The organism is Nonlabens sp. Asnod2-A12 (genome assembly GCF_045063745.1).
GTDB lineage: Bacteria > Bacteroidota > Bacteroidia > Flavobacteriales > Flavobacteriaceae > Nonlabens > Nonlabens xylanidelens.
This window is the reverse complement of sequence record NZ_JBEFOB010000003.1, coordinates 1,388,976-1,412,643: the sequence shown is the minus strand read 5'-3', so window position 1 is coordinate 1,412,643 and position 23,668 is coordinate 1,388,976. Positions and strand designations below refer to the sequence as shown.

At 35.0% G+C, this 23,668-nt stretch carries 25 protein-coding genes; 17 read left to right on the top strand and 8 right to left on the bottom strand.

Going from position 1 to position 23,668, the window contains the following annotated elements:
* Window positions 1-130 precede the first annotated feature (130 nt).
* Window positions 131-457 carry a YegP family protein gene (locus ACJJVJ_RS06490; RefSeq protein ID WP_104515569.1) on the top strand — a complete coding sequence of 109 codons (327 nt, stop codon included), beginning with the start codon at window positions 131-133 and terminating at the stop codon, window positions 455-457.
* A gap of 70 nt (window positions 458-527) precedes the next feature.
* Here ACJJVJ_RS06490 and ACJJVJ_RS06485 read toward each other — a convergent pair whose 3' ends face one another.
* Both ACJJVJ_RS06485 and ACJJVJ_RS06480 read right to left on the bottom strand, forming a co-directional pair.
* Window positions 528-1,124 (bottom strand): hypothetical protein, encoded by a 597-nt coding sequence (locus ACJJVJ_RS06485; protein ID WP_405369598.1) that lies wholly within the window; start codon window positions 1,122-1,124, stop codon window positions 528-530.
* A 23-nt stretch (window positions 1,125-1,147) separates the two neighbouring features.
* On the bottom strand, window positions 1,148-1,948 hold the full coding sequence (locus tag ACJJVJ_RS06480; protein WP_405369597.1) for a class I SAM-dependent methyltransferase: 801 nt from the start codon (window positions 1,946-1,948) through the stop codon (window positions 1,148-1,150).
* Between the two features lie 84 nt (window positions 1,949-2,032).
* Here ACJJVJ_RS06480 and ACJJVJ_RS06475 point away from each other — a divergent pair, with 84 nt between their 5' ends.
* The 6 genes from ACJJVJ_RS06475 (at window position 2,033) to ACJJVJ_RS06450 (ending at window position 6,504) form a co-directional block, all read left to right on the top strand.
* Window positions 2,033-2,668: a flavin reductase family protein gene (locus ACJJVJ_RS06475; RefSeq protein ID WP_104515566.1), complete on the top strand. Its 636-nt coding sequence runs from the start codon at window positions 2,033-2,035 to the stop codon at window positions 2,666-2,668.
* A 3-nt stretch (window positions 2,669-2,671) separates the two neighbouring features.
* Window positions 2,672-2,803 (top strand): DUF2256 domain-containing protein, encoded by a 132-nt coding sequence (locus ACJJVJ_RS06470; RefSeq protein ID WP_104515565.1) that lies wholly within the window; start codon window positions 2,672-2,674, stop codon window positions 2,801-2,803.
* Window positions 2,804-2,948: 145 nt separating this feature from the next.
* Complete coding sequence (locus ACJJVJ_RS06465; protein WP_405369596.1) at window positions 2,949-4,277, top strand: DASH family cryptochrome; 1,329 nt, start codon at window positions 2,949-2,951, stop codon at window positions 4,275-4,277.
* Between the two features lie 178 nt (window positions 4,278-4,455).
* Complete coding sequence (locus tag ACJJVJ_RS06460) at window positions 4,456-5,997, top strand: cryptochrome/photolyase family protein (RefSeq protein WP_405369595.1); 1,542 nt, start codon at window positions 4,456-4,458, stop codon at window positions 5,995-5,997.
* Between the two features lie 171 nt (window positions 5,998-6,168).
* Complete coding sequence (locus tag ACJJVJ_RS06455; protein WP_104515563.1) at window positions 6,169-6,336, top strand: lmo0937 family membrane protein; 168 nt, start codon at window positions 6,169-6,171, stop codon at window positions 6,334-6,336.
* A gap of 36 nt (window positions 6,337-6,372) precedes the next feature.
* On the top strand, window positions 6,373-6,504 hold the full coding sequence (locus ACJJVJ_RS06450) for a hypothetical protein (RefSeq protein ID WP_262497513.1): 132 nt from the start codon (window positions 6,373-6,375) through the stop codon (window positions 6,502-6,504).
* A gap of 120 nt (window positions 6,505-6,624) precedes the next feature.
* Here the strand turns inward: ACJJVJ_RS06450 and ACJJVJ_RS06445 are convergent, their stop codons facing one another.
* The 5 genes from ACJJVJ_RS06445 to ACJJVJ_RS06425 all read right to left on the bottom strand — a co-directional run bounded on the left by ACJJVJ_RS06445 (window position 6,625) and on the right by ACJJVJ_RS06425 (window position 13,255).
* On the bottom strand, window positions 6,625-7,176 hold the full coding sequence (locus ACJJVJ_RS06445; RefSeq protein ID WP_405369594.1) for a type 1 periplasmic binding fold superfamily protein: 552 nt from the start codon (window positions 7,174-7,176) through the stop codon (window positions 6,625-6,627).
* Between the two features lie 19 nt (window positions 7,177-7,195).
* Window positions 7,196-9,661: a TonB-dependent receptor gene (locus ACJJVJ_RS06440; RefSeq protein ID WP_405369593.1), complete on the bottom strand. Its 2,466-nt coding sequence runs from the start codon at window positions 9,659-9,661 to the stop codon at window positions 7,196-7,198.
* Window positions 9,662-9,714: 53 nt separating this feature from the next.
* Window positions 9,715-10,002, bottom strand: a complete 288-nt coding sequence (locus ACJJVJ_RS06435) for a hypothetical protein (RefSeq protein WP_146080406.1) — start codon at window positions 10,000-10,002, stop codon at window positions 9,715-9,717.
* Between the two features lie 99 nt (window positions 10,003-10,101).
* A complete protein-coding gene (locus ACJJVJ_RS06430) occupies window positions 10,102-11,112 on the bottom strand; it encodes a hypothetical protein (protein WP_405369592.1) in 1,011 nt (336 codons plus the stop codon).
* 169 nt (window positions 11,113-11,281) lie between these two features.
* Complete coding sequence (locus tag ACJJVJ_RS06425) at window positions 11,282-13,255, bottom strand: putative porin (RefSeq protein WP_405369591.1); 1,974 nt, start codon at window positions 13,253-13,255, stop codon at window positions 11,282-11,284.
* Window positions 13,256-13,332: 77 nt separating this feature from the next.
* Between ACJJVJ_RS06425 and ACJJVJ_RS06420 the strand changes: the two genes are divergently transcribed.
* Both ACJJVJ_RS06420 and ACJJVJ_RS06415 read left to right on the top strand, forming a co-directional pair.
* A complete protein-coding gene (locus ACJJVJ_RS06420; RefSeq protein ID WP_405371234.1) occupies window positions 13,333-13,914 on the top strand; it encodes a ribonuclease HII in 582 nt (193 codons plus the stop codon).
* 83 nt (window positions 13,915-13,997) lie between these two features.
* Window positions 13,998-16,430, top strand: coding sequence for a hypothetical protein (locus ACJJVJ_RS06415; protein ID WP_405369590.1), 2,433 nt, complete (start codon window positions 13,998-14,000; stop codon window positions 16,428-16,430).
* 11 nt (window positions 16,431-16,441) lie between these two features.
* Here the strand turns inward: ACJJVJ_RS06415 and ACJJVJ_RS06410 are convergent, their stop codons facing one another.
* Complete coding sequence (locus ACJJVJ_RS06410) at window positions 16,442-17,530, bottom strand: DNA topoisomerase IB (RefSeq protein WP_405369589.1); 1,089 nt, start codon at window positions 17,528-17,530, stop codon at window positions 16,442-16,444.
* 189 nt (window positions 17,531-17,719) lie between these two features.
* On the opposite strand from ACJJVJ_RS06410, the gene guaB reads away from it, so the two are divergent.
* From guaB to ftsY, 8 genes are all read left to right on the top strand, one after another.
* The gene (gene guaB, locus ACJJVJ_RS06405) at window positions 17,720-19,192 is read left to right on the top strand and encodes an IMP dehydrogenase (RefSeq protein ID WP_104515555.1); all 1,473 of its coding nucleotides are present in this window, start codon (window positions 17,720-17,722) and stop codon (window positions 19,190-19,192) included.
* Window positions 19,193-19,195: 3 nt separating this feature from the next.
* A complete protein-coding gene (locus ACJJVJ_RS06400) occupies window positions 19,196-19,810 on the top strand; it encodes a fumarylacetoacetate hydrolase family protein (protein WP_104515554.1) in 615 nt (204 codons plus the stop codon).
* A complete protein-coding gene (locus tag ACJJVJ_RS06395) occupies window positions 19,807-20,142 on the top strand; it encodes an Hpt domain-containing protein (RefSeq protein ID WP_405369588.1) in 336 nt (111 codons plus the stop codon). Before ACJJVJ_RS06400 ends, ACJJVJ_RS06395 begins: the two co-directional genes overlap by 4 nt.
* Entirely contained in the window at window positions 20,143-21,399 is a 1,257-nt protein-coding gene (locus tag ACJJVJ_RS06390; RefSeq protein WP_405369587.1) for a CinA family nicotinamide mononucleotide deamidase-related protein, read from the top strand.
* Window positions 21,400-21,458: 59 nt separating this feature from the next.
* A complete protein-coding gene (gene rpmB, locus ACJJVJ_RS06385; protein WP_104515551.1) occupies window positions 21,459-21,698 on the top strand; it encodes a 50S ribosomal protein L28 in 240 nt (79 codons plus the stop codon).
* Window positions 21,699-21,718: 20 nt separating this feature from the next.
* Window positions 21,719-21,904, top strand: coding sequence for a 50S ribosomal protein L33 (rpmG, locus tag ACJJVJ_RS06380; RefSeq protein ID WP_104515550.1), 186 nt, complete (start codon window positions 21,719-21,721; stop codon window positions 21,902-21,904).
* Between the two features lie 8 nt (window positions 21,905-21,912).
* Window positions 21,913-22,065 carry a DUF4295 domain-containing protein gene (locus ACJJVJ_RS06375; RefSeq protein ID WP_101012092.1) on the top strand — a complete coding sequence of 51 codons (153 nt, stop codon included), beginning with the start codon at window positions 21,913-21,915 and terminating at the stop codon, window positions 22,063-22,065.
* A gap of 595 nt (window positions 22,066-22,660) precedes the next feature.
* The gene (gene ftsY / locus ACJJVJ_RS06370) at window positions 22,661-23,614 is read left to right on the top strand and encodes a signal recognition particle-docking protein FtsY (protein ID WP_104515549.1); all 954 of its coding nucleotides are present in this window, start codon (window positions 22,661-22,663) and stop codon (window positions 23,612-23,614) included.
* Window positions 23,615-23,668: the final 54 nt, after the last annotated feature.

Here is a 23,668-nt window from a genome sequence, read left to right as displayed (position 1 = left end):
AAAATGTAAATAGCTAGAACCTGTCTGATTTAAGATTTTGGAAAAGTTTGTAGAGTAGAGAAGAATAAGCTGAAACCTCAAAACAACTTTTACTTTTTACTACCTTTAGCTATTCAAAAAAAATACAGACATGGGAAAATTTGAAATATATAAAAATAAGTCAGGAGAGTTCCGTTTTAGACTTAAAGCATCTAACGGTCAGACTATTCTTGCTAGTGAAGGTTATACGACCAAAGCCGCTAGAGATAATGGTATAGAATCGGTACGTAAGAATTCTCAAGATGAAAAACGCTTTGTAAACGGAGTTAGCAAATCAGATCAGCCTTATTTTAACCTTACTGCAACTAACGGTCAGGTAATAGGTAAAAGCGAGATGTATAACTCTGAAGCCGCTAGAGATAACGGAATCGAGAGCGTTATGAAAAATGCGCCTGAAGCAAAGGTGGTAGAGTCTTAGAACTATTCTAGGTTAAAAAAAAATCCCTTTTCAATTTTAATTGAAAAGGGATTTTTTTTGATTACTTAATTTAACATCCTCTAGTCCATGAAATTATATCAGATTTTAAGAATATCCATTTGTTGTCGGTTTTTTCAAATTCTAAGAGGTGGAGTTGAGTAGTTGAAACCGTGTTTTTGACTAGTACATAAATTATAGCTTTAGTTCCAGTCGAGGAAAGCAAGGGGAAAGAAAGAGATGCATGATTTTCATTTGTTTTACGTTTTATAAAATCAGACTTTACATAACGTTTAATTTTTTCACCATTGGTTTTTTCGAGTTTTTCTGCTGTAGAATTATAATTAACTTTAATACCACCTACATTAACTAGTAATGTATCACTCAACACGATATCAAATAGATAAACATTTTCAGTTAAAGAATCATTCTTATTCTTCTCTAAACGAACCTTTACTTCATCAAATTTTTTAGAAAAAGAAACATCTAATTTTTCAAGTAAAGAATTGTTTTCAAATTTCTTATAAATTCGCAAATTTTCTTTTTCAAATCTATCTAACGTTATCGAAATAAGTGATCTATAATCTTCTTCTGTTTGAGAAAAAGATTGCAGCGACGTGAACAGAGTAAGAAATAAACTAAAAATAGCGATCAAGTTTCTATTTTTCATTGCTTAGTTTTAATGATTAATTATCATTCACCTTTCCTAACCTTTACCTCAAATAAAGTTGGGCTCAAACCATCTTTTATATAATAAAGTCCGTCTTCTCTTAATTCCATATCAGGGAATACGTTGTATGGACTGCCATCATGCTCGGCAAATAGCTCTAGTGTTAATCCTGCATTTATCAAGGATTGAATAACTTCACTTAGAGAATGATTCCAGCCGTATTCTTTAGATATCATCTCAGATTTTTGGTCGGCATAGGTGCCTGGATATTCTTCGTAGATAGCTTCATTTTGTGCATAATGATATTTTAAAGAAGGCTCTTCTTCTGTATAGTCTACCATCCATAATATAGGATGAAATTCCACTAAGTAAAAAATGCCTCCAGGTTTTAAACGTTCTGCAATCATTTGTGCCCATGGTTTTAAATCGGGCAACCAGCCTATAGTTCCATAACTAGCAAATACTATGTCAAATTGCTCTTTTACATATTGCGAGGTTTCTAATACATTACAACACACAAATTTTGCTGGTAGTTCTAGTTCGGCGCTCAGTTTTCTAGCTCTATCGATAGCCTTGTCAGATAGGTCTACAGCTGTAACTAGAGCACCTTTGTTGACCCAGCTTAAAGAGTCCTGGCCAAAATGACATTGCAGATGCAGTAAACTCTTGCCGGTTACATCTCCTAGAGCGTTTAATTCATAAGAGTTTAATGAGTTTCTCGCTTTCGCGAAAGCGTGCTTATCATAAAAATCACTCTCATAATGAATCTCTGTCTTTTTATTCCAGGTTTCTTTATTGGTCTCAAATGCTTTCTGTAAATCCATGATAGCAATTTAGGAAAGTTTAAACAGTTAAAAAACAGCTACCGAGGTTGTTTTGTTTTACCTTTGAGCTGATAAGTTAAACAAATGAAACACATAGACCAACAAGAACTTAAAAGTTACGAGCGCATTTATAGAGGTAATCTTGTAAATAGTATTACTGGTTTTAAAAGCGCCAACTTGCTTGCGACGCGATCAAAAGATGGTGTGAATAATGTGGCTATTTTTAGCAGTGTAACACATCTAGGTAGCGATCCAGCCTTATTTAGTTTTGTCCAAAGACCGCTAGGTCATGGTGTGGGACATACCTATTATAATCTTAAAGAGACTGGTGAAATCACGCTTAATCATGTGAGTAGAACTCTTGTAGAACGTGCACATCAATCTAGTGCTAAGTATGATGCAAGTATTTCAGAATTTGAAGAATTAAACATAGAGCTGTCAGAAAGAGATGGTTTTAACGCTCCATTTGTAAAAGAATCTCCAGTTCAAATTGCTGCCGAATATGTGAATGAATACCCTCTAGAAGAGAATAATTGCATTCTAGTAATTTGTAAAATCACCGATATATTTTTTAAAGAAGAGATCCAGTCACAAGATGGATGGTTAGATCTAGGAAAAGCTGGTACAGTTACTATTAATGGATTAGATGGTTATGCCACAGCACAAGTAGATAAGAGACTTTCATACGCTCAGGTAGGTAAAAAATTAACGGAATTATAGTCCATGCGCAATCAACACAATTTACCTACTAAAACCTGTCCTGTCTGTAATCGTGATTTTACATGGCGCAAAAAATGGGAGAAGAATTGGGAGACAGTAAAATATTGCAGTAAAAAATGTAGCTCTAATAAGTGATTTGTTAATATGTCGATGATGTAAAAAATACATTGAGATAGAATTTAACTAAGTCGCCCTGCGAAGGCTTGACAGATAAGAAAGATTTGAATTCAAAATATTTCTTCTGAGTTTAAATTTAAGTTTAGATTTTAATTTATACCGTATGAATAATTTAGTTTGGTTTAGAAACGACTTAAGAGTACAAGATAATCAAAGTTTAAAAGCTGCTTGTGAGAATGACGGTGCGGTGATAGGCGTTTATTTCTTTGATCCTAATTTTTACGAGAACAGTAAATTTGATCTAGATATAGAGTTGCCATTTGGTAAGACCGGTAACTATAGAGCGCAATTTATAAGAGAAGCCGTAGAAGATTTAAGAGTCAATTTAGATAAATATAATATTCCATTATTAGTTTTTCATGCTTCGCCTGCTCAGGTTATTCCAGATTTAATCGATAAACTCGATATTAAAAACATCTATTTACAAAAGGAATGGACTCGAGATGAATTGCAACAAGAAGAAGACCTAGGTAAAGCCATAGAAAAAGCAGGACTTAAAAATCAGGTAAAAGGACATCGTGTTTACGATCAATTTTTATTTCATCCAGAAGATGTACCTTTTGAGAGTTGGAATCAAATACCGCGTGTTTTTACTGAATTCCGCAAGAAGTGTGAGAAGCAATCTACGGTTAGAGAATTAGTCGGTATAGACGGTTATACTCAAGTAAAACCACAAATTGAAGAAACCCAAATACCAACTTTAAAAGACTTAGGGCTAGAAGACTTTAAAAAAGACACTCGCAGTGCTTTTCCATGGCAAGGTGGCGAGACTGCTGCCTGGGAACGACTCGATCATTATTTCTGGCAAACTAAAAAACTTCAATACTATAAAAAGACTAGAAATGGACTTCTAGGTATAGATTACAGCAGCAAATTCAGTGCGTGGCTGGCGATAGGTTGTATATCTGCACGACAGATTTATCACGAAGTACAACGATTTGAAAAAGAGATCAAAAAGAATCAAGATACCTACTGGTTAATCTTTGAATTGATATGGAGAGATTTTTTCAAGTTTGTATCCCTTAAACATGAAAGTCAGATTTTCATGTTAGGTGGTATTTTACAGAAGGAATATGAATGGAAATCTAGTTTACGAGAGCTGGATAAATGGATCAATGGTACTACACACGAGGCTTTTGTAAATGCAAATATGAAAGAGCTGTCCACAACAGGATGGATGAGTAATCGCGGTAGGCAAAATGTTGCCAGCTACTGGTCCATGCACAGAGAACAAGATTGGAGAATAGGAGCAGCCTACTTTGAGCACATTCTTATAGATTATGATGTGCATTCTAATTATGGTAACTGGATGTATAACAGTGGAGTAGGAAATGACCCTAGAAATAGAACATTTAATATCCAGTTGCAAGCCAGCCGTTATGATAGTGATAGAAAGTTTCAACGACTGTGGCTGCAAGAAGGGTTATTTTAAAATTGAAAATTAGCAAGGGAATCTCATAAATTTTTGACTTTAAAAACAGATTAGTTAATAGACTTTTAATTTGACTATTTTTTTAATTCAGGTTTTGATTTAAGTTTAAAAACTTGGTATATAATAATGTAGTTCCATTTTGTGATGGCTTGGCAATAAACTTAATAGATAAACTACCATGAAAACACTACGATTAATATTAGGAGATCAATTGAACCACCAGCACTCTTGGTTTCAAGAAGATCAAGAACACGTGATTTATTTCATGGCAGAGATGCGTCAGGAAACAGATTATGTAACGCACCATATTCAGAAAGTGGTTGCCTTTTTTATGGCTATGCGTGGTTTTAATGAGTGGATTAATGATCGTGGTTGGCAAAGTGTTTATTATCAATTAGATCATAAAGACAATACTCAGGATTTAATAGAAAATCTAAATGAACTTATTAAAGAACATAAGATTGAAAAATTTGAATACCTCGCACCAGATGAGTGGCGACTGGACCAGCAATTACGTGATTTTTGTAAATCCTTAGAAATAGAATGGCAGGGTTATGACAGCGAGCATTTTTTAACTAAAAGAAAAGATGTAGAAAAATTCTTTGAAGGGAAAAAGCGCTGGACTATGGAGTATTTCTATCGCGATATGCGCAAGAAATACGACATCATGATAGAAGGCGATAAAGAACCAGAAGGTGGTAAATGGAATTATGACCAGAGCAATCGTAAAAAATGGGACGAGAAAACTGCTATACCACATGAAAGAGGCTTTAGAAAAGGAGTAACTGAAATAACAGATTTACTAGAAAAAGAAGGAGTTAAAACCATCGGTCGCATCGATGCTAATAATTTCAATTGGCCTACAACTAGGCAAGATGGGCTGGACGTTTTAAATTATTTCTGTGAGCATTTATTAGTTCATTTTGGAGATTTTCAAGATGCGATGCATACCGATCAAGATTACTTATTCCATTCTAGGTTGAGCTTTGCGATGAATTGTAAACTGCTTTCTCCGCTAGAAGTGATTAAGACTGTTTTATCTCGCTTTCGCGAAAGCGGAACACCACAAATAGACATCTCACAAGTAGAAGGTTTTATAAGGCAAATTCTAGGCTGGCGAGAATACATGCGCGGTATGTACTGGAGTTACATGCCTGGATATCAAACTAATAATAAGTTAGAGAATAGAAATAAACTCCCAGAATTTTATTGGACAGGAGAGACTAAAATGAATTGTTTAAAACACTCTATTAATAATTCATTAGATAATGCCTATGCGCACCACATACAGCGATTAATGGTGACTGGTAATTATGCCTTGCTCACCATGACTGACCCTAGTTATGTGGATGAGTGGTATCTAGGAATCTACATTGACGCCATAGAATGGGTAGAGATTACTAACACGAGAGGTATGTCACAATGGGCAGACGGTGGTCTGGTCGCGACTAAGCCCTATGTGTCTAGCGGTAGTTATATCAATAAAATGAGTAATTACTGTAAAGGTTGTGCTTATAAGGTTTCTAAAAAGAAGGCCGAAGAAGATGCTTGTCCTTTTAATTCTCTTTATTGGAATTTTCTTGAAGAGAAAAAAGAACATTTTAAAGGCAATCAACGTATGAATATGATGATGGCTTTACTTAAAAAAATGGATCCAGAGTTGTTGGAGAAACACCAGTCACGTGCTAAAGATGTGATTGCTCATCCAGAGAGGTATTAAGGTGTATTATTATGCTTTTTATATAAAAACGATGTTTATAGGTGTATAAGTGTCGTTATTTTATGAATACCTTACGATAATTTGTTAAACTATGGTGAATTGCTATTTTGTTAACAAAGGTAAGCTCAGACTATTCCTACATTTGTATCGAACCAATAAAAAAGAAATATTATGAGAAGTATACTTTGGCTAGTAGCAGTAATTTGTGTAATCATTTGGGTACTAGGTCTAGTAGGCATAGGTGGCGGAATGGGAGAGAGTGGATTAATTCACATTTTACTTGTAATTGCTGTAATCGTCGTACTAATAAATATTATTTCAGGTAGAAAGCCTCTATAATAACAACTTAAATTAACCTAACTAAACTAAATTATTATGATCAAGAAATTTGTAGTTATCGCAATAGCAGCAATGTTCACTTTAGGAACGGTAAGCTGTAGAGAAGAAAAAACATTAGGGGACAAGGTAGAAGATGTCGCTGATGATATAGAAGATGCAGTAGATTAATTTTCTACCGCTATAAAATTAAAAACCGCTCTGTAAAGAGCGGTTTTTTTATGCAATAAATCTATTCACTATTTTAAACTAGATAAATATGGCTGTTATCTATCTAGTATCTAGTTAAAATTATTCTACTTCAAAAGTAAAAGCAACCTCAACGTCTGACTCACCACCTGCACCAGATAAAGTGTTGTCATTAGGTTTTGTAGGCTCGTGACGTAATACTACATTAAGTACACCAGTACCTACAGCTCCAGTTTGGAATGTAGTCTGTACACCTAATGGGTTACCGTTAGAATCTACATCTATTTTTGCAATACTAACATCGCTAAGAGTAGAGATATAAAAAACCTCATGCTCATCTGCTTCTTCAATAACCTCTTCAGTAATATTTTCTGAAGGTGCTATAGATTCATTAAGAAAACGCACCGTACCATCATAAGTAGCATTTGCATTTACAGTACCAGTAATAGTAATTACAGGAGCGTTAGGTCCATCACCATCACTATCTACTGATTTAAATAAAGCAACGTTAGTAGCATCTGCTTGGTTAGTAAGTTCTAGTTCTACAGTTGTAATAAGCTCTTCTTCATTGATGATTGTTACGTCATCATCGTCAGAACATGATGCGATAGAAAGTAATGCTACTGCGGCTAGAATTTGGATTGAATTTTTCATTGTTTTCATTGTTTTTAATTTAAAAGTTATAAAGGATTTGTAATTGAATATCTCTACCTACATCGTCTGCATAAAAACGCTGTCGGTTTAAATAATTTCTGTATTCTGTATTGAATAGGTTGTTTACGGTTAGATTTATTTTGGTATTCGCTTTCGCGAAAGCGTAACTTAAACCAGCATTCCATAAATTATAAGAATCTGGTGTGCTAGAAATATCTACAGTAGAGGTGATTAATTCCCCTTGATCATTAGGAATACTCACTTCGTAATTGTTATCAGGAAAACGATTTTGTTGAAACACCAACTGGTTAGAAAGCTTAAAATCTAGATTTTCTATTAATGCATCGTGCCATGTCAATTGATTTTGCCATTGTGCAGGCGGCATGTCTATAAGCGGCACATCGTTATTAGAGTCTGTACCATGTATGTAAGAGAAGTTAGTATTGAAACTAATTAATTTTACCGCATTATAAACAAGTTCGTTAGAAGTTGAATTCATTTCTGTAGACCTTTTTTTAATCCAGAAATCATAGGTCGCACTAGCATCTATACCATAAAGTCTTGCGTCTATCTGTTCATATTGATACACAGGGAATGCGCCACGAGTAGTGGTCTCTAGCCCTGTAGGTACGAGTTGGACATAATCATTAATGAAGTTCACGTATGGATTAATCTCAAAGTCTAGTTTACCTACATTACCGTGAAGAGTGGTATTGATTTTAAAGGATTGTTCTTTCTTTAAATCCAGTCTACCTAATTCTATGGTAGCAAGTGCATGATGTAATCCATCGCTGAATAATTCACTAGGGTTAGGAGCACGGTTTGCGGTACTCAAATTAATAGCAAGATCATAATGATCATCAAATAAATACTTCGCACCTGCTGTAAATGCAAATAGGTTATAATCAAATTGAGGGTTAGTAAGGATTTGATTTCCTTGTTCATTTACTTCAAATTCAGGAAATTGTTGATCGTAGCCTAAGTCTTCCCAACGGCTTTGCAGGTAAAACTTATCGGCATCTATTTTATAATAATCGTAACGTAATCCAGCATCTAGAATCCAATTTTCTGAAGGTAAATGAGTAACGCTAGCAAATGCTCCTGCTTTATTTGCATTGTAATCTGGGATTAATCTTCTTACTCCTGTAGAAGAATCAGGACTATTTACTTGATTCATGTAATCTATGCCTACCTCATAGGTGGTCTTTTCAAATCGATCAATTAATCCATATAGACTTACATTTTGAGTCTGTAGATCTATATCTAAAGATGCACGACCTGCATTATCACCACGTCTTATATCAAATTCCTTACGATTGTTAAATTGAAACGAGTAGTCTAAACTCAATTTACCTAAACCAGTAAACCTTTTATAAGCATTAAGTTGAATACCGTGATGAGCAACCTCTTGTTTAGGTACATCTATATCATGGGTAAAATCATTAATAACTGTAGGCTCTCCAGAGTTAATGCTACGTACTAGATCACTTGCATTACCTATATGAGAGGCTCTTAATATTCCTATTTCTGTGTTGTAAAAAGAGTATTTTAAACTAGCACCGTATTCAAATTTTTTAAAACCTAAAGCTAGATTTGCTGCTGCTGTCTCACTACCAGTATTACTAAGTACGTAATTAGGCGCGTCATAATCACCTAGTTTTTTATAAGTTAGGGTTGCTTGCTGGTACCATCCAGACTGTCGATAATTATTTACTGTAGTGGTTGCAGTACCGCCGCGACCATTAGTCTGACCTTGTAAAATTACATGACCATTCAAAGTATCTTTTGATATAATACGGCTAGGTTCTATAAGAATAGTACCGCCTATGGCATCACCACCATATCGCAAGGCACTAGCTCCTTTTATCACTTGAATACTACTGGCGGTATTCACGTCTATATTAGGTGCATGCTCGATGCCCCATTCTTGATCTTGCTGTCGCAAGCCATCGTTAACAATAGCAACACGACTACCATAAAGTCCATGAACTATAGGTTTTACAACGCTGTTACCAGTTTTTAAAGAGCTGACACCTGCAACAGTAGAAAGTGCATCGCCTAGGGTAGCACCACTATAGGTTTCTATCGTTTCCTTATTTATTCTGGTGCTAGATTGTGTACTAGCATGATTATCATGCACGTCTGCAATTACTTTTACTTGTTCCAGCTCATTTACATGATGTTCTAGAGCAATGTTTAAAGTTTTGTTTGCAACTATTTCAATAGATAGTTTCTTAATCTCACAATCAAAGTGAGATACGCTTAATTCATAAATACCTGGACATAAGTCTGGTATGAGGTAAGATCCATCACCTGTAGATGTATAGGTTTTTTGTAGTTGGACTACATAAATTTGTGCAAGTTCTAAAGGTTGTGAATCGTGAAAATCTACTATTTTTCCTTTGAGCACAAGATCACAATCTTGCGCATTTGTGTAACAAAAGCTTATAAATAAAGCCATTGCCACGAGTTGTTTCGTAAACATTAGGGGTATTTAAATTACTATTTTATGTAAGGACTTAGGTCCTTTTAAGATATTTAAATAGTAAAAGGCGGTGGCCTAGTGGTGTGGATGGTAGGCTGAGAGTCGGTTTTTGTAAACGCGATAGCTACAACTATCCTATCTGTAAAAGGAGTAATTTCTAAAACCTGAAAATCTATCTGAGACGATAGATCAAAAGATTGTGACTGAAAGTCATGAGCAACTATACAAATCGCACACTCCTGACTGTGGTCGTCATGAGAAAGTTCATGAACCACAGAAAGTTGCGCTACAGTAAAAAGTAGCAACAGCAAAGAGGCTATTATGGATTTATAATTAGTCAAGTGCCAAATGTAAACTATGTTATGTTAAAAAAAAATTAAGATTCAAAAAAAAGGCTGTCCGATAGGACAGCCTTTTTAATACTTTAAATTTATTAAGAATTAATCTTCAGAATAAAAATCTACAGAACTGGCACCTGCAAGCGTATTGTTTACCGTAGGTGCAATATTACCACCTGCAGTTACATTACTAAATCCTAGTACACGTCCTCCACCGTTTGCAATTTCTGCAATAAGAACAGTATTTGTGTTAGTATCATAAGTTACATCTATAGGGTTACCCATGAATGTGGCAGCACCGGCAACTCTAGTCTGAATTCCTGCGATAGCAAGAGTACCACCATCTGCAACAGCTCCTATAGAAGAAGTTGCGTTACTAATGATGTGAAAACCACCATCAGTATCAAAGTCAGTACCAGTTGCAGCACCTATGTCAGTCATGATTAATAAGTTGTCTTCTGCGTCATAAGCGATACCGTGAGTTCTTACTATACCTTCTATTGTAATCGTTTTAGTTGCAGCTAGTGCTCCATTAGAAGAATTACTCAAGAAGTTATTGAATATAGCAAGATCTCCAGAAGAATCCACTACTGCATAAAGATCGTTACCTACAAATTCTACACCCCATACTGGAAAACTAATGTCGAATTGGTTAGTTAGTTGCAGGCCGCTTGCAGTTCTAGTGTAAACATAAAATACATTGTTAGAATTATCTGCAACAACTATAGAGTTACCGCTTACAGCTAATGCTCTTGGGCTTGCAAAATCAACTGATCCACTCGTACCAACTACTGCAGAAACTCCACCAGTTAAAAATGATTCTACATTTACAAAGGTATTAAGATTATTTGAAGATCTAGAGGCAACAAATAATTCATCAGTAGAACCGTCGTACTGGATACCTTCATTAGAAGTAGAAGTAGTTGTTAAAGTAGTTGTAGAAACGCTGTTGTTTTCACTGAAGTCATAAATGGTAATGTCTCCATTGTTTACACTAGTGGCGTATAATTCTGCTCTGTCAGCTCTTTCTTCATTGATGTTATCGTCATCATCACATGATGTAAAGAAAAGTGAACCGGCGATTAAGCAAATTGATAAAATTTTAGTTTTCATAGTTAATAGTTTTAATATTTCTATGTATTTACGTAATTCTAACAACCTTGGTTTTTAATAATTCTAAAACCGTATAATTTTAATTCTTTTTAGGGTGTAAACTATTGAAAATGGATGTTCTATGAACTCGTTTTAAAAGTATAAAGAGGATGGGTATTATGATTTATTCTTATAAAAAGAAGTTCCAAACTAAACCAAAACGTATCGTAAAGTCGCGATATGGATTGCGCGGTGCGCTAAAATAATCGGTATTACTTGCAAAAAGTTGATTAGCATGTTCTAGTTTAAAGAAGATTCTAGTCTGTCTTATTTTAGCATTGACAAATAAATCTACCATAGGAAAACCACCTAGCTCATCAGTGTTTTGACTGTAGAATTCACCTAATACAGGATCATAACCATCCATGTAGTATTTGGTAAAATATTTTGCTGTGATACCGGTTTGAAGTAATAGAGCATTTTTAAACAATCTGTTTTTGTAATAAAAAGTACTGCGAGCTGTAAAATCTGGTACGTTAATTACATCGTCAGTTTGTGTCACGTTTTGGTACATGATGGTATTATCAAGTCCAAATTTTCTTAAAAACTTAATGTCTTTATTTACTTTAATTTTTAAATAGGTGATATCTCCGGTAGTTTGAATAGGCGTTGCATTATATCCAGTTGTATTACCATCGGTATCAACCACGAGATTTTGAGAGAAATAAACATGATCTTGTAAGGTGGTGAAAGTTACTTGGGCATTTAAAAACTTTTCAGAGTTGATGCGGAAGTTAAACTCTTGTTTCTCTGTGTTATTAAAGTTGTTTTGCCAGTTGTAATTGATGTAGTCACTTTGGTGAAGTGTGTAAATAAAATCAGGAGCTCTGGAGCTTATCGCAATTCCAGCTTTTACATCAAAATCTTTAAATTTATAAGAGGCCTGACCGTTTATAAACTGTCCGTCTAGGTCGCCAGCTATATTTACACCACCGTTTGCGGTAATATCAAATTTACCGACGCGCTTTGCAAATTCTGCTTTAAATTGATAAAGTTCACCTATCAGTCTGTTATTTATAACTCCGCTAGCTTGATTAATTAATCGGTCATACCCATAATTGTATTTATGTCTAGCTACACCAGCTTTGTAGTAACCTAATAAATGGTGTTCATAAGACGCACCAGCTTCTATCATACCTTCTTCTAGATTGGTTTTATCTTCTAGATTAGTAGAAATATAGGATTCTCCTAAAAAGTCTTCATCGGCAGTGTCTTGAGAATATCTATAGAATTTATCTTCATAGTAGGCCTTGTTGTAAATACGACCGCTATAATAAGAAGTACTGTCTTTGTCGCCTATTAATTCATAATCATGGTCTATATAGAAACGTTTACCATCTAGGGTGCTTTCTGCATCGGTTAAATTAGGTTCTAGACGACCTCGATTACTTAAATCTTCTGTGTCATCTATAAAACCTTGAAGTGATGCTGCTTCTAGACCGCCATTTTCTTCATTAAAATGATCTTGAAATACGGTATGAACTCTTAATCTATAACGTTTATTCTTTGATGTGTAATTAGATGTGAATTTAAAATTGCCAGAGCTAGTTAAGGTGTTTATGTAATCTCCTGCGCTACGTACTCCTTTGTAACTTATAGAAAAATTAAATTGAGGTGATAAGTTTGAAGTAAAGAGAGCTTCTAGTTGCTGCCCTTGATTTACAACAGTTTTAAAATATAAATCTGTTAGTGGAGTAGGGACGTAATAGTCTAGTATGTCATCTATCTCATAATAATTTTGATGTCTGGCTTGTGACCCCATTCTAGGTGATAGTAGATCGAGATCAAAACTTTTACCTAATTGATTATAAGGTTGACCTACGTTATGAAAGGGAATGTATTCAAAATCATCTTTGCGCAAAAAATTAAATTTAAAATCCTTTGCCATGGTAAGCGTTGTATCTAGATGTGTAGTATCTCGCTTTTGAGTGATGATTAGATAATCAGTAATAGGTGGTTTTTCTCCTTTTACGCTGACCTCCTTCTCATTAGTAGGGTTGTTAAGGTTATCATATGTTCCTGTTCCATTTTGCTCAAAAATTTCTCTTTCTTGAGAAAAAAGAACTAATGGCATTAAAAACAATAAAAATAAAAGACGTTTCATAAAAAAGGGTACACTCTCAAGGTTCAAAAGTAACCATTTAAACGTTTTTAAACTCGTGCTATTATGTACTTTTGAAAATGCTTTTAAATCAAATACATAAAGGGATCATAGAATGTGGTACAGACGAGGCTGGTCGTGGGTGTCTTTCTGGTCCAGTAACCGCTGCTGCCGTAATATTACCGCAAGATTTTGAATCTGATCTTTTAGATGATAGTAAGAAGCTTTCGCGAAAGCGTAGGTATGAATTAAGAACATTAATAGAAGAGCAGGCTCTAGATTATCATGTATCCCATGTTATGATGGGTGAAATAGACCGTATTAATATTTTACAAGCTAGTATTCTTGCGATGCACCAGGCTATAGATGGGCTAAAGTTAAGGCCAGAACATATTGCTGTGGATGGTAATAAATTTAATCCTTATCCTGATATAGAGTCTACAACAGTTATAAAAGGTGATGGTAAGTATCTACATATCGCTGCGGCATCTATACTAGCCAAAACATATAGAGATGATTATATGGCTGCCATCGCACTAGAACATCCTGAATATGGTTGGGAACAAAATCAAGGCTATCCTACTAAGAAACATAGAGCTGCAATTAAAAAATACGGTGCTACGCCTTATCATCGTGTGAGTTTTAAATTACTGCCAGATTAATTCATATTAGTTACATAAGTTGTTCTTAAATATGTGGTTTAGAAGTAATTTCATTTTTATTTTTGTCTATCCAAATCAATTCTATGCGTCATTTTTTAGTCTTTATAATTATTATCTTAACAATTACCGGCTGTAAAGAAGATCAGGTTATTAATCATGATCTTATAAATCGCATTCCTACAGACTCTAAGGTTATTGTGCATACAGATAATCTTGAAGATTTAGATCAGTTTTTTAGTACGAGCCCATTGTATCAAGATGTAGCTGATCTCTCACGTGTTAAAGAATTGAAAGCTGCAGCATCATTTTTAAAATACTACGATCTAGAAGACGATTCTCTAATAGCATTGAGTATGCAAGGTAAAAATGAAGTAGTGATTACACTTATCACGTCACCTATTGAGCAAGTTAATGACTCTACTAGTGTCACATCATTGATTAATTATAATAATGAAGAGATTATTAAAACACAAAAACCTGATGGGGCTTATTTTGCTATAAACCATAAGGGAATGCATCTGGCTAGTTCTTCTCAATTGGTGATAGAAAGTTTGATAAGAAGAAATGTAGATGATTATGTTTTTGACGATGGATTTAAGAAAATTTATAAAAGAACAAAAAGTGGTAATACCTTTTTTGTAAAGGCTACAGAAAAGAAATGGCTGGAACAATTTTTATTAGGTAAGAATATAAATGACAACGGTAATCATGCACAATGGTATCAACTAGAGGTGCAACCTAATGATGTTGCACTACAGTTAGATGGTGTGATCACCTATCGCGATAGTGTAAGAATGGATCACGATTTATATAATAATATTCAATCTACTGAAAATCGCATACAAGAAATTGTGCCAGTAAGTTTGCGCAGTGTAAAGTCAGTTACTTATAAGAAGCCATCACAGTTAGTTGATAATCTGAGAAGGTTTCATAGCAACGATGTAAAAGTAGGCAGCCAGCTCATGGAGATTCTAGATAATACTCAAGAAATGAGTGAAGTTTATCTAGAAAAAACTAATGCTCTGGTATTTACTTTAAAACCATATGAGGCCATCTTTATGAATCTAGATAGTCTTTCTACAGCAAAGTTTACTTACAGAGATCAAGTGGTTTATGAACTGACTAACCCTGTGAAAACTGCTGCGATACAACCGCTTGTAATGGCTAGAGAATATAAATATGTCACGGTTATAGAAGAGCATCTTATCTTTTCTAACAGCTCCACAACACCTGAAGAGTTTATATCTAATTTTCAGAATAAAACTGTACTTTCAGAGCAATCGTGGTGGGAAAACACGAGCGAATATTTAAGTTCTAGCAGTAGTCTGCTCAAGATAACTAGTCTCAAGGAATTTAAGAATATCGCATCAAAGAGCAGTAAGAATGATCTTAAAGTCATTGAGAAGTTAAATGAAGATGATTATCCACTAATGGTAAGTCAGTATGTTCATGAAGACGAGTACGCTCATTATCATATGCTTATTCCTATTGTAAATTCTAATGATGTAGAGCAACAGGTAAGTCAGGTAGGTACTTATAAATCACCTAAGAAGATTGTGGCTGGTCCATTCTTATTTCCTAATCATTTAAATAAGAAGCATGATGTAGCGTTTCAAGATGAAGATTTTACCTTGCATTTGTTATCAGATACAGGAGTAAAATGGTGGAGTAAAAAGTTAGATGGTCTTATTCTAGGAAATATAGAAGTGACAGACGCTTATAAGAATGGTCGTAAACAGATGGTGTTTGCAACCGGTAGTTCAGTTTATTTTCTAGATAGAAATGGTAAAGATGTTAATGCATATCCTAAAAGATTTAAAGATGCTATTACGCAACCTTTAAGTGTATTTGATTATGATAATAAAAGAGATTATCGATTTTTAGTTACACAAGGAGAAGAGCTGGTAATGCTAGATCGAGATGGTAAAACGGTAACTGGTTTTAAGTATAAAAAAGATGCTGCTATAAAAACTCAACCTAAACATATACGTGTAGGGAAGAAGGATTATATAACCTTTGCCAAAGCTGATAACTCAATAGCTTTATTAAACAGGACAGGTGGAGTGCGTACAAAGGTTAAAGAAAAAGTGAAGCTAACTTCTCAAATATTCTTGTATAGAAACAAAGCTATTGCCCTAACAGAGAGCGGTAAATTAATGGAGTTAGATCCTGTTAAAGGGACTCTCAAGTATACAGGTTCTTATCATAAAGACGCTGGGCTAGATGCTACGAGTTCTATTAAATTGATACAGGATAATAATAATATTACCATTAATAATAAAAAAATAACGCTGCCATACGGTACGTATCTGGCAGCACAAGTAGAACACTTATCTAGCGGTGATTTTATCCACGTGGTAGAAACTGGAGAGCATAGAGTGTATGTTTTAGATAAAGATGGTGAGGTATTATCTTCATTGCCAGTGTACGGGAAATCACAAAGTGATGTTGCACAATCTAAAAATAGATACTTGTCTACTCTAGATGGAGATGATGTCATTATCTATAAATGGTAAATTAAATAGGGTTATTCCTTGGTTAGGGAAAATGTTATCTCAAACTCATCAATAATTTCTTGTATACATTTTTCTGATGCGCTAAAAAGAGCATCGTCTTTATAAGACCTTATTTTATCTCTATAATCCGCAAATTGATCAGTGCCATAAATATTTGAAATTTGAGGATGTACGTAATACTGTTTGCACACAGCTCTCGTGTTTCCTAATGCCGCAGCTGCCGCGTCATAACCTTTTAAAATGTTTTTATCGCATTCTTTTTCAGACTTTGGTTGGGGTAATTCTATTATTTTTTCAAAGAACTCTCTAGTTGCTCCCCATGTTCTAAAATCTTTTGCGCTGAATATTTCTCCAGCTATTTCATGCATATAATCGTTAATCATACCACTGTCTATAGCGTGGTGTTTACCGTTTGTGTCATAATACTTGAAAAGTTCCCATCCAGGAATCTCTTCACACTGGTGGATAAATTCTATTAACTCTGGGTTTTCTATTGTTGTATTTTGTTGAACACCTTTTTTACCGGTAAAAGAAAATAGAATTTTGCCATCCTCTTCATCTACATGCTTCGTTCTCAAAGTAGAAAGTCCGTAGGTTTTGTTTTTATCTGCATAGTATTGGTTACCTACCCTTATGTAGGTTAAATCCATGATAGATAGCACTAGAGCTAGGCATTTCTCCCTAGGCATCCCATTTAGGTCTAGGTCTTTTTGTAATCTTTTTCTTATTTTGGGTAACGCTTTCGCGAAAGCGGACATTTTAAAAAACTTAGTCTGATTACGTAGCAAAGTCCATATGTTATGATATAAATAGACTTTTCTACCCTTATCATCTCTTCCTACCACTTGTAAATGACCATTAGGAATTTTACTGATGCGTACCTCTTGCCATGCTGGTGGTATGACAAGTGATTTTATTCTTTTTAATTGCTTTGCGTCACTTAATCTTTCTTTGTTATCTATTAAATAGGTGAAGCCTTTTCCATGCTTTTTACGATGTATGGAAAGATGTTGGTCTTGAATATAAACTAGGTCTGCTAGATGTGCAGCTGCCTCTGGTTGAGTAAGGCATTCTTTTATTTGCTTTGAGGTCAGTGTCATACTCAAATTTAATTAAGAACTCTTTTTGTCTGACCTAATAAATAGGTAATTGGCTATAATTTAAGTTCTATGTTTATTAACTAAAGATATTTTAAAGGTTAAAGTTCAACATATCTTGTTTTTAATATAAAATTACCTATAAAGGCAGCAATTAAAAAGTTACCTTTGTGTGCAATAAAATTCTATTGCATGATCTCCCACGATTCCAAGTTCTTAGGTGAAGGTTTAACCTATGATGACGTACTTCTAGTACCAGCATATAGCGAGGTGCTTCCTAGAGAAGTAAGTATTAAAACTAAATTTACAAGAAACATAACGCTTAACGCTCCGGTTATATCGGCAGCCATGGATACCGTTACAGAAAGTCGTATGGCTATTGCTATGGCTCAAGAAGGCGGTATAGGTATTTTGCATAAAAACATGACTATTGATGCGCAAGCACAAAAAGTACGTCGCGTAAAACGTGCAGAGAGCGGTATGATTATCGATCCGGTTACTCTTACAGAACAGGCTACCATAGGTGATGCCAAAGCTAGTATGAGGGAACATGGTATAGGTGGTATACCTATAATCGATGAGCAAGGATTTATAAAAGGTATTATTACTAATCGTGATTTGCGTTTTGAAAAAGATAATGATAGGTCGGTAAAGGAAGTGATGACTTCAGAAAACCTAGTTACGGCAAAGACTGGTACGTCTTTACAAGAAGCTGAGGTGATTCTACAAGAACATAAAATAGAAAAATTATTAGTCGTAGATGATTCTGGTAAATTAGAAGGTTTAATCACCTTTAGAGATATTACTAAGCTTACTTTACAGCCTAATGCTAGTAAGGATGAGTTCGGTCGTTTGCGAGTGGCAGCTGCCATAGGTGTAACAGGTGATGCGTTAGAAAGAGCAGCTGCACTAGTTGCTGCTGGAGTAGATGCTGTTGTTATCGATACAGCTCATGGACATACTAAAGGTGTGGTAGATGTTTTAAAAATAGTTAAAGCAAAATTCCCTCAACTAGAAGTAGTGGTAGGTAATGTAGCTACTTCTGAGGCAGCAAAATACTTGGCAGATGCTGGTGCAGATGCTGTAAAAGTAGGAATAGGTCCTGGATCTATTTGTACAACTCGTGTAGTCGCTGGAGTTGGTTTCCCGCAATTAAGTGCGATCATGGAGGCAGCTCATGCTTTAAAAGGAACTGGTGTACCTGTTATTGCAGATGGTGGTATACGTTACACAGGTGATATTCCTAAAGCGATAGCAGCAGGAGCAGACTGTGTTATGCTAGGTTCTATGCTAGCTGGTACGACAGAGTCTCCTGGAGAAACTATTATTTATGACGGTCGTAAATTTAAATCTTACCGTGGTATGGGTTCTGTAGAGGCGATGCAGCATGGTTCTAAGGATCGTTATTTCCAAGATGTAGAAGATGATATTAAAAAACTAGTGCCAGAAGGTATCGTGGGACGTGTTCCTTATAAAGGAGATTTAGTAGAAAGCATGACGCAATTCATAGGTGGTTTAAGAGCTGGTATGGGGTATTGTGGTGCAAAGGATATTGAGTCTTTAAAAGCATCTGGTCGTTTTGTTAAAATTACTTCGGCAGGAATGATGGAAAGTCACCCACACGACGTTACTATTACAAAAGAGGCACCTAATTATAGTAGATAATATATGAAGATTATATGCATAGGTCGTAATTATACAGATCATATAGAAGAACTAGCAAACGAGCGTCCAGAAGAACCTGTCGTTTTTTTAAAGCCAGACACTTCTATATTATTACATAAACAACCGTTTTTTATACCACCATGGACAGATGACGTGCACCATGAGGTAGAGATTATTGTGAAAATCAATCGTATAGGGAAGCATATAGATCAAAAATTTGCTCATAAATACTATGAAGAAATAGGTTTAGGAATAGATTTTACTGCTAGAGATGTGCAACAAAAACTTAAAGGGAAAGGGCTGCCATGGGAAAAAGCAAAAGCTTTTGACGGAGCAGCAGTAGTCTCTAGAGAGTTTGTAAATAAAAAAGAGCTTCCAGAAATGGATAACCTCGATTTTCAATTGTTTAAAAACGGACAGTTGCAACAAGATGGAAATTCCTCACATATGTTGTGGAAAATCGATGAGATTATAGCTTACGTATCTCAATATTTTACACTTAAAATAGGTGATTTGATCTTTACAGGAACTCCGGCCGGAGTTTCAAAAGTGAGAGAAAATGACGTTTTAAAAGGTGTTCTTCACGGTAAGGAGATGTTTGATATTAAAGTGAAATGAAACAAATATCCTACGACTTAACAAACGTTATAGCTATGTCAGATAATGACAGCGATTTTGTTAAACTCATGGTGCATACATTTATAAAAGATATACCTCGCGATCTAGAACGTCTTGCAGTAGCTGTAAGTGAGCAAGATCGTGCTGGGGTACATCGTTATGCTCACAGGATAAAACCGACTCTAGAACTATTCGGTATAGAGTCCTTTAGACATGCTGCAGCCTTAGAATTGTGGGGTAAAAGCGATGTAGAATTAAATATTAAAGAAGATTTCCTGCGTCTTAATCAAAATTTAAGCGAAATATTAATCCAGCTCAAAAGAGATTTCTAAATGAAAGCGACTATTATAACTATAGGTGATGAGATTCTCATCGGTCAGATTGTGGATACTAATTCAGAATGGATGGCTCAAGAACTCAATAAAATAGGAGTAGATGTGTATGAGATTATTTCTATAAGTGATAATAGAGAGCATATTTTGTCCGCTTTCGCGAAAGCGGAATCCCAATCTGACATCGTGCTCATGACTGGTGGTTTAGGTCCTACAAAAGATGATATAACCAAGAAAACAATCTGTGAGTATACAAATGATACTCTTGTACTTAATCAAGATGTTCTAGATCATGTGACGCAATTATTTGCAAAATATGTAAAAGATGCTATGGTAGATATGAATAAAGATCAGGCTCTTGTACCTTCTCAGGCTCAGATTATTAAAAACGACTTTGGTACGGCACCAGGAATGTGGTTTGAGAATAACGGTGTTGTATTAATATCTATGCCAGGAGTTCCTTTTGAGATGAAGGAGATCATGTTGTCAGGAGTTTTACCTAGGTTAAAAGCAATGCCGGGATTGCCATTTATACACCACAGGACTATTTTAACGGCTGGACAGGGAGAAAGTACCATAGCTACTCGATTAGAAGATTGGGAGAATAATTTACCAACATCTATCAAGTTAGCTTACTTGCCTAGTTTAGGTACAGTCCGTTTAAGGTTGAGTAGTAAGGGAATGGATAAAGGTCACATTCTTAAAAGTGTAGATGATCAAATAAAAGAATTGTACTTACTTATTCCAGATATTATTGTGGGAGAAAGTAATGAAGAAGGTCTAGTAGATCAGGTGAGTCGTTTATTTAAAGAACAGAATAAAAGTCTAGCAACTGCAGAGAGTTGTACCGGCGGTAAAATCGCAAATTTAATCACCGAAATTCCTGGAGCTTCACAATTTTTTAAAGGAAGCACGATAACTTATGCTACAGCGTCCAAAGTGGACATCTTAGGCATCGACGAGACGTTAATAGATAAATACTCGGTAGTAAGTCATGAAGTTGCAGAGGCGATGGCTGTGGCTGCAAAGAAAAAATTTGAATCAAATTATGCTATTGCGACCACAGGTAATGCTGGTCCCTCAAAGGGTGATAGCGATGCTCCGGTAGGGACTGTATACATTGGTATAGCTACAGAGGATGAGAGTTTTGCGTTAAAATTCATGATGGGAAATCATCGAGAAAGAGTGATTCAGAAGACGGTAAATAAGGCGTTTGAATTGCTTCAAAAAGAATTATTGAAAAAGGGTGGTCAATAGACTTGTGAGATCGAATAATATATCGTTATTTTGCATTCCGATTTTAAACAACAATAATCATGTCTCGAGTTTGTGAACTTACTGGTAAAAGAGCGATGACTGGGAACAACGTTTCTCACGCTATGAATAAAACTAAGCGTAGATTCAACGTTAACCTTTTCAAGAAGAAATTCTATCTACCTGAAGAAGATAAGTGGATCACTTTAAAAGTGTCTACTAGAGCAATAAAAAACATCAACAAGAAAGGAATTACTCAAGTAATTAAAGAAGCCCGTGCTAAGGGTCTTTATACTAAGTAGTTTTATAAAAGTTATATAAGATGGCAAAAAGTAAAGGAAATAGAATTCAAGTGATTCTACAATGTACAGAGCACAAAGAATCTGGAATGCCAGGTATGTCTCGTTACATCACGACAAAGAATAAGAAGAACACGCCAGATCGTCTTGAAATTAAAAAATTCAATCCGGTTTTGAAGCGTATGACTGTTCATAAAGAAATTAAATAATTTAAGACATGGCAAAGAAATCCATCGCATCCCTACAAACGGGAAATGTAAGATTAACGAAAGCAATCAAAATGGTAAAATCTCCTAAAACAGGAGCTTATACATTTGTAAGTGCTATTATGGCGCCAGATTTAGTAAACGATTTCTTGAATAAGAAATAAGTTGGTTATTAAAACGTAAAAACGTCTTGCTGAAAAGTAAGACGTTTTTTTATTATATCCCTATTAGTTTTAAAGTCTATTCTTACTCATTAAGATTTGATACACTATTAGGGCATTATTTGTAAGACACTTCATTCTTTAAAGTATTTTGCAGCACCATGTTTATGGTGTTTTTTTATTTTCTATCTCTTCATTTAAATGTAAAATTAATTTTATAATTAAATGTTGACCTTTTCTACGTTATAGAGTATTCTTAGCTCTAGCTGTAAATTATAAACGTAGCAATTACATGTATTTTAATTTTTACTTCTATTTAATTAAATAATGGATTATATGCTCTCGTGCTTATTTAAAAGAATTTAATATTTTTTTTAGGCTAACAATTTCAAGTCTTAATTTTAACATTTGTTATCATAGTTACTTGTGTGCGTCCAGCAATATTAAATAGATTCATATTTTTAGTTCCGTTAGTGTGTTGAAATAGGCTTGTCTGGTTGTAAATCTATCATTCATTTACTTATAACCATCCTTTAATCATATCGATAGTCGTTATTGCAATTAACTTTCCTATTTTTGTATCACTTTTAAACAAACCATGAGTTTTTTCAAAAAAATATTTTCTAAAGAAAAAAAAGAAACCCTAGATAAAGGGCTGGAGAAGTCTAAAACCAGCTTTTTTGATAAATTAGGTAAAGCCGTAGCTGGAAAGTCTACTGTAGATACAGATGTTCTCGATGATCTCGAGGACGTGTTGATCTCTAGTGATGTAGGAGTAGCTACTACGGTAAAAATTATAGATCGTATAGAGGCACGTGTAGCAAGAGATAAGTATTTAGGTACGTCAGAGCTAGATGGTATTTTACGTGAGGAGATTGCAGGATTAATGAGTGAGGTAAATCATGGCGATGCTACAGAATTTACTATTCCAGAAACTGACGGTCCTTATGTAATAATGATAGTAGGTGTTAACGGTGTTGGTAAAACGACTACCATAGGTAAGCTGGCTTACCAACTTAAAAAGGCTGGTAAAAAAGTTGTATTAGGTGCAGGAGATACTTTTAGAGCCGCGGCAGTAGATCAACTAGATATATGGGCGCAACGTGTAGGTGTAGAAATCGTTAAGCAAGATATGGGTAGTGACCCTGCTAGTGTTGCTTTTGATACTTTACAAAGTGCAGTAGCTCAAAATGCAGACGTTGTACTTCTTGATACCGCAGGTCGTTTGCATAACAAAATCAACCTGATGAACGAGCTTTCTAAAGTAAAGCGAGTAATGCAAAAAATAATACCTAACGCACCGCATGACGTTATGTTAGTGCTAGATGGATCTACAGGGCAAAATGCTTTTGAACAAGCAAAACAATTTACAGCTACTACCGAAGTAAGTAGTCTTGCGGTTACAAAACTGGATGGTACTGCAAAGGGTGGTGTAGTGATCGGTATTTCTGACCAATTTCAAATTCCTGTACGTTATATAGGTGTGGGAGAAGGAGTAGAAGATTTACAGGTTTTTAATAAAGTAGAATTTGTAGACAGTTTCTTCAATTAGAATACATTAAAACATATATTTAGAACTCTCGTAGATAGTTAATTATATCTGCGA

What these genes read in the sequence shown, in the direction of transcription:
- ACJJVJ_RS06490 (WP_104515569.1), top strand. Translation starts at nt 131, where the DNA reads ATGGGAAAATTTGAAATATATAAAAATAAGTCAGGAGAGTTCCGTTTT.
- ACJJVJ_RS06485 (WP_405369598.1), bottom strand. Translation starts at nt 1,124, where the DNA reads ATGAAAAATAGAAACTTGATCGCTATTTTTAGTTTATTTCTTACTCTG.
- ACJJVJ_RS06480 (WP_405369597.1), bottom strand. Translation starts at nt 1,948, where the DNA reads ATGGATTTACAGAAAGCATTTGAGACCAATAAAGAAACCTGGAATAAA.
- ACJJVJ_RS06475 (WP_104515566.1), top strand. Translation starts at nt 2,033, where the DNA reads ATGAAACACATAGACCAACAAGAACTTAAAAGTTACGAGCGCATTTAT.
- ACJJVJ_RS06470 (WP_104515565.1), top strand. Translation starts at nt 2,672, where the DNA reads ATGCGCAATCAACACAATTTACCTACTAAAACCTGTCCTGTCTGTAAT.
- ACJJVJ_RS06465 (WP_405369596.1), top strand. Translation starts at nt 2,949, where the DNA reads ATGAATAATTTAGTTTGGTTTAGAAACGACTTAAGAGTACAAGATAAT.
- ACJJVJ_RS06460 (WP_405369595.1), top strand. Translation starts at nt 4,456, where the DNA reads ATGAAAACACTACGATTAATATTAGGAGATCAATTGAACCACCAGCAC.
- ACJJVJ_RS06455 (WP_104515563.1), top strand. Translation starts at nt 6,169, where the DNA reads ATGAGAAGTATACTTTGGCTAGTAGCAGTAATTTGTGTAATCATTTGG.
- ACJJVJ_RS06450 (WP_262497513.1), top strand. Translation starts at nt 6,373, where the DNA reads ATGATCAAGAAATTTGTAGTTATCGCAATAGCAGCAATGTTCACTTTA.
- ACJJVJ_RS06445 (WP_405369594.1), bottom strand. Translation starts at nt 7,176, where the DNA reads ATGAAAAATTCAATCCAAATTCTAGCCGCAGTAGCATTACTTTCTATC.
- ACJJVJ_RS06440 (WP_405369593.1), bottom strand. Translation starts at nt 9,661, where the DNA reads ATGTTTACGAAACAACTCGTGGCAATGGCTTTATTTATAAGCTTTTGT.
- ACJJVJ_RS06430 (WP_405369592.1), bottom strand. Translation starts at nt 11,112, where the DNA reads ATGAAAACTAAAATTTTATCAATTTGCTTAATCGCCGGTTCACTTTTC.
- ACJJVJ_RS06425 (WP_405369591.1), bottom strand. Translation starts at nt 13,255, where the DNA reads ATGAAACGTCTTTTATTTTTATTGTTTTTAATGCCATTAGTTCTTTTT.
- ACJJVJ_RS06420 (WP_405371234.1), top strand. Translation starts at nt 13,333, where the DNA reads ATGCTTTTAAATCAAATACATAAAGGGATCATAGAATGTGGTACAGAC.
- ACJJVJ_RS06415 (WP_405369590.1), top strand. Translation starts at nt 13,998, where the DNA reads ATGCGTCATTTTTTAGTCTTTATAATTATTATCTTAACAATTACCGGC.
- ACJJVJ_RS06410 (WP_405369589.1), bottom strand. Translation starts at nt 17,530, where the DNA reads ATGACACTGACCTCAAAGCAAATAAAAGAATGCCTTACTCAACCAGAG.
- guaB (WP_104515555.1), top strand. Translation starts at nt 17,720, where the DNA reads ATGATCTCCCACGATTCCAAGTTCTTAGGTGAAGGTTTAACCTATGAT.
- ACJJVJ_RS06400 (WP_104515554.1), top strand. Translation starts at nt 19,196, where the DNA reads ATGAAGATTATATGCATAGGTCGTAATTATACAGATCATATAGAAGAA.
- ACJJVJ_RS06395 (WP_405369588.1), top strand. Translation starts at nt 19,807, where the DNA reads ATGAAACAAATATCCTACGACTTAACAAACGTTATAGCTATGTCAGAT.
- ACJJVJ_RS06390 (WP_405369587.1), top strand. Translation starts at nt 20,143, where the DNA reads ATGAAAGCGACTATTATAACTATAGGTGATGAGATTCTCATCGGTCAG.
- rpmB (WP_104515551.1), top strand. Translation starts at nt 21,459, where the DNA reads ATGTCTCGAGTTTGTGAACTTACTGGTAAAAGAGCGATGACTGGGAAC.
- rpmG (WP_104515550.1), top strand. Translation starts at nt 21,719, where the DNA reads ATGGCAAAAAGTAAAGGAAATAGAATTCAAGTGATTCTACAATGTACA.
- ACJJVJ_RS06375 (WP_101012092.1), top strand. Translation starts at nt 21,913, where the DNA reads ATGGCAAAGAAATCCATCGCATCCCTACAAACGGGAAATGTAAGATTA.
- ftsY (WP_104515549.1), top strand. Translation starts at nt 22,661, where the DNA reads ATGAGTTTTTTCAAAAAAATATTTTCTAAAGAAAAAAAAGAAACCCTA.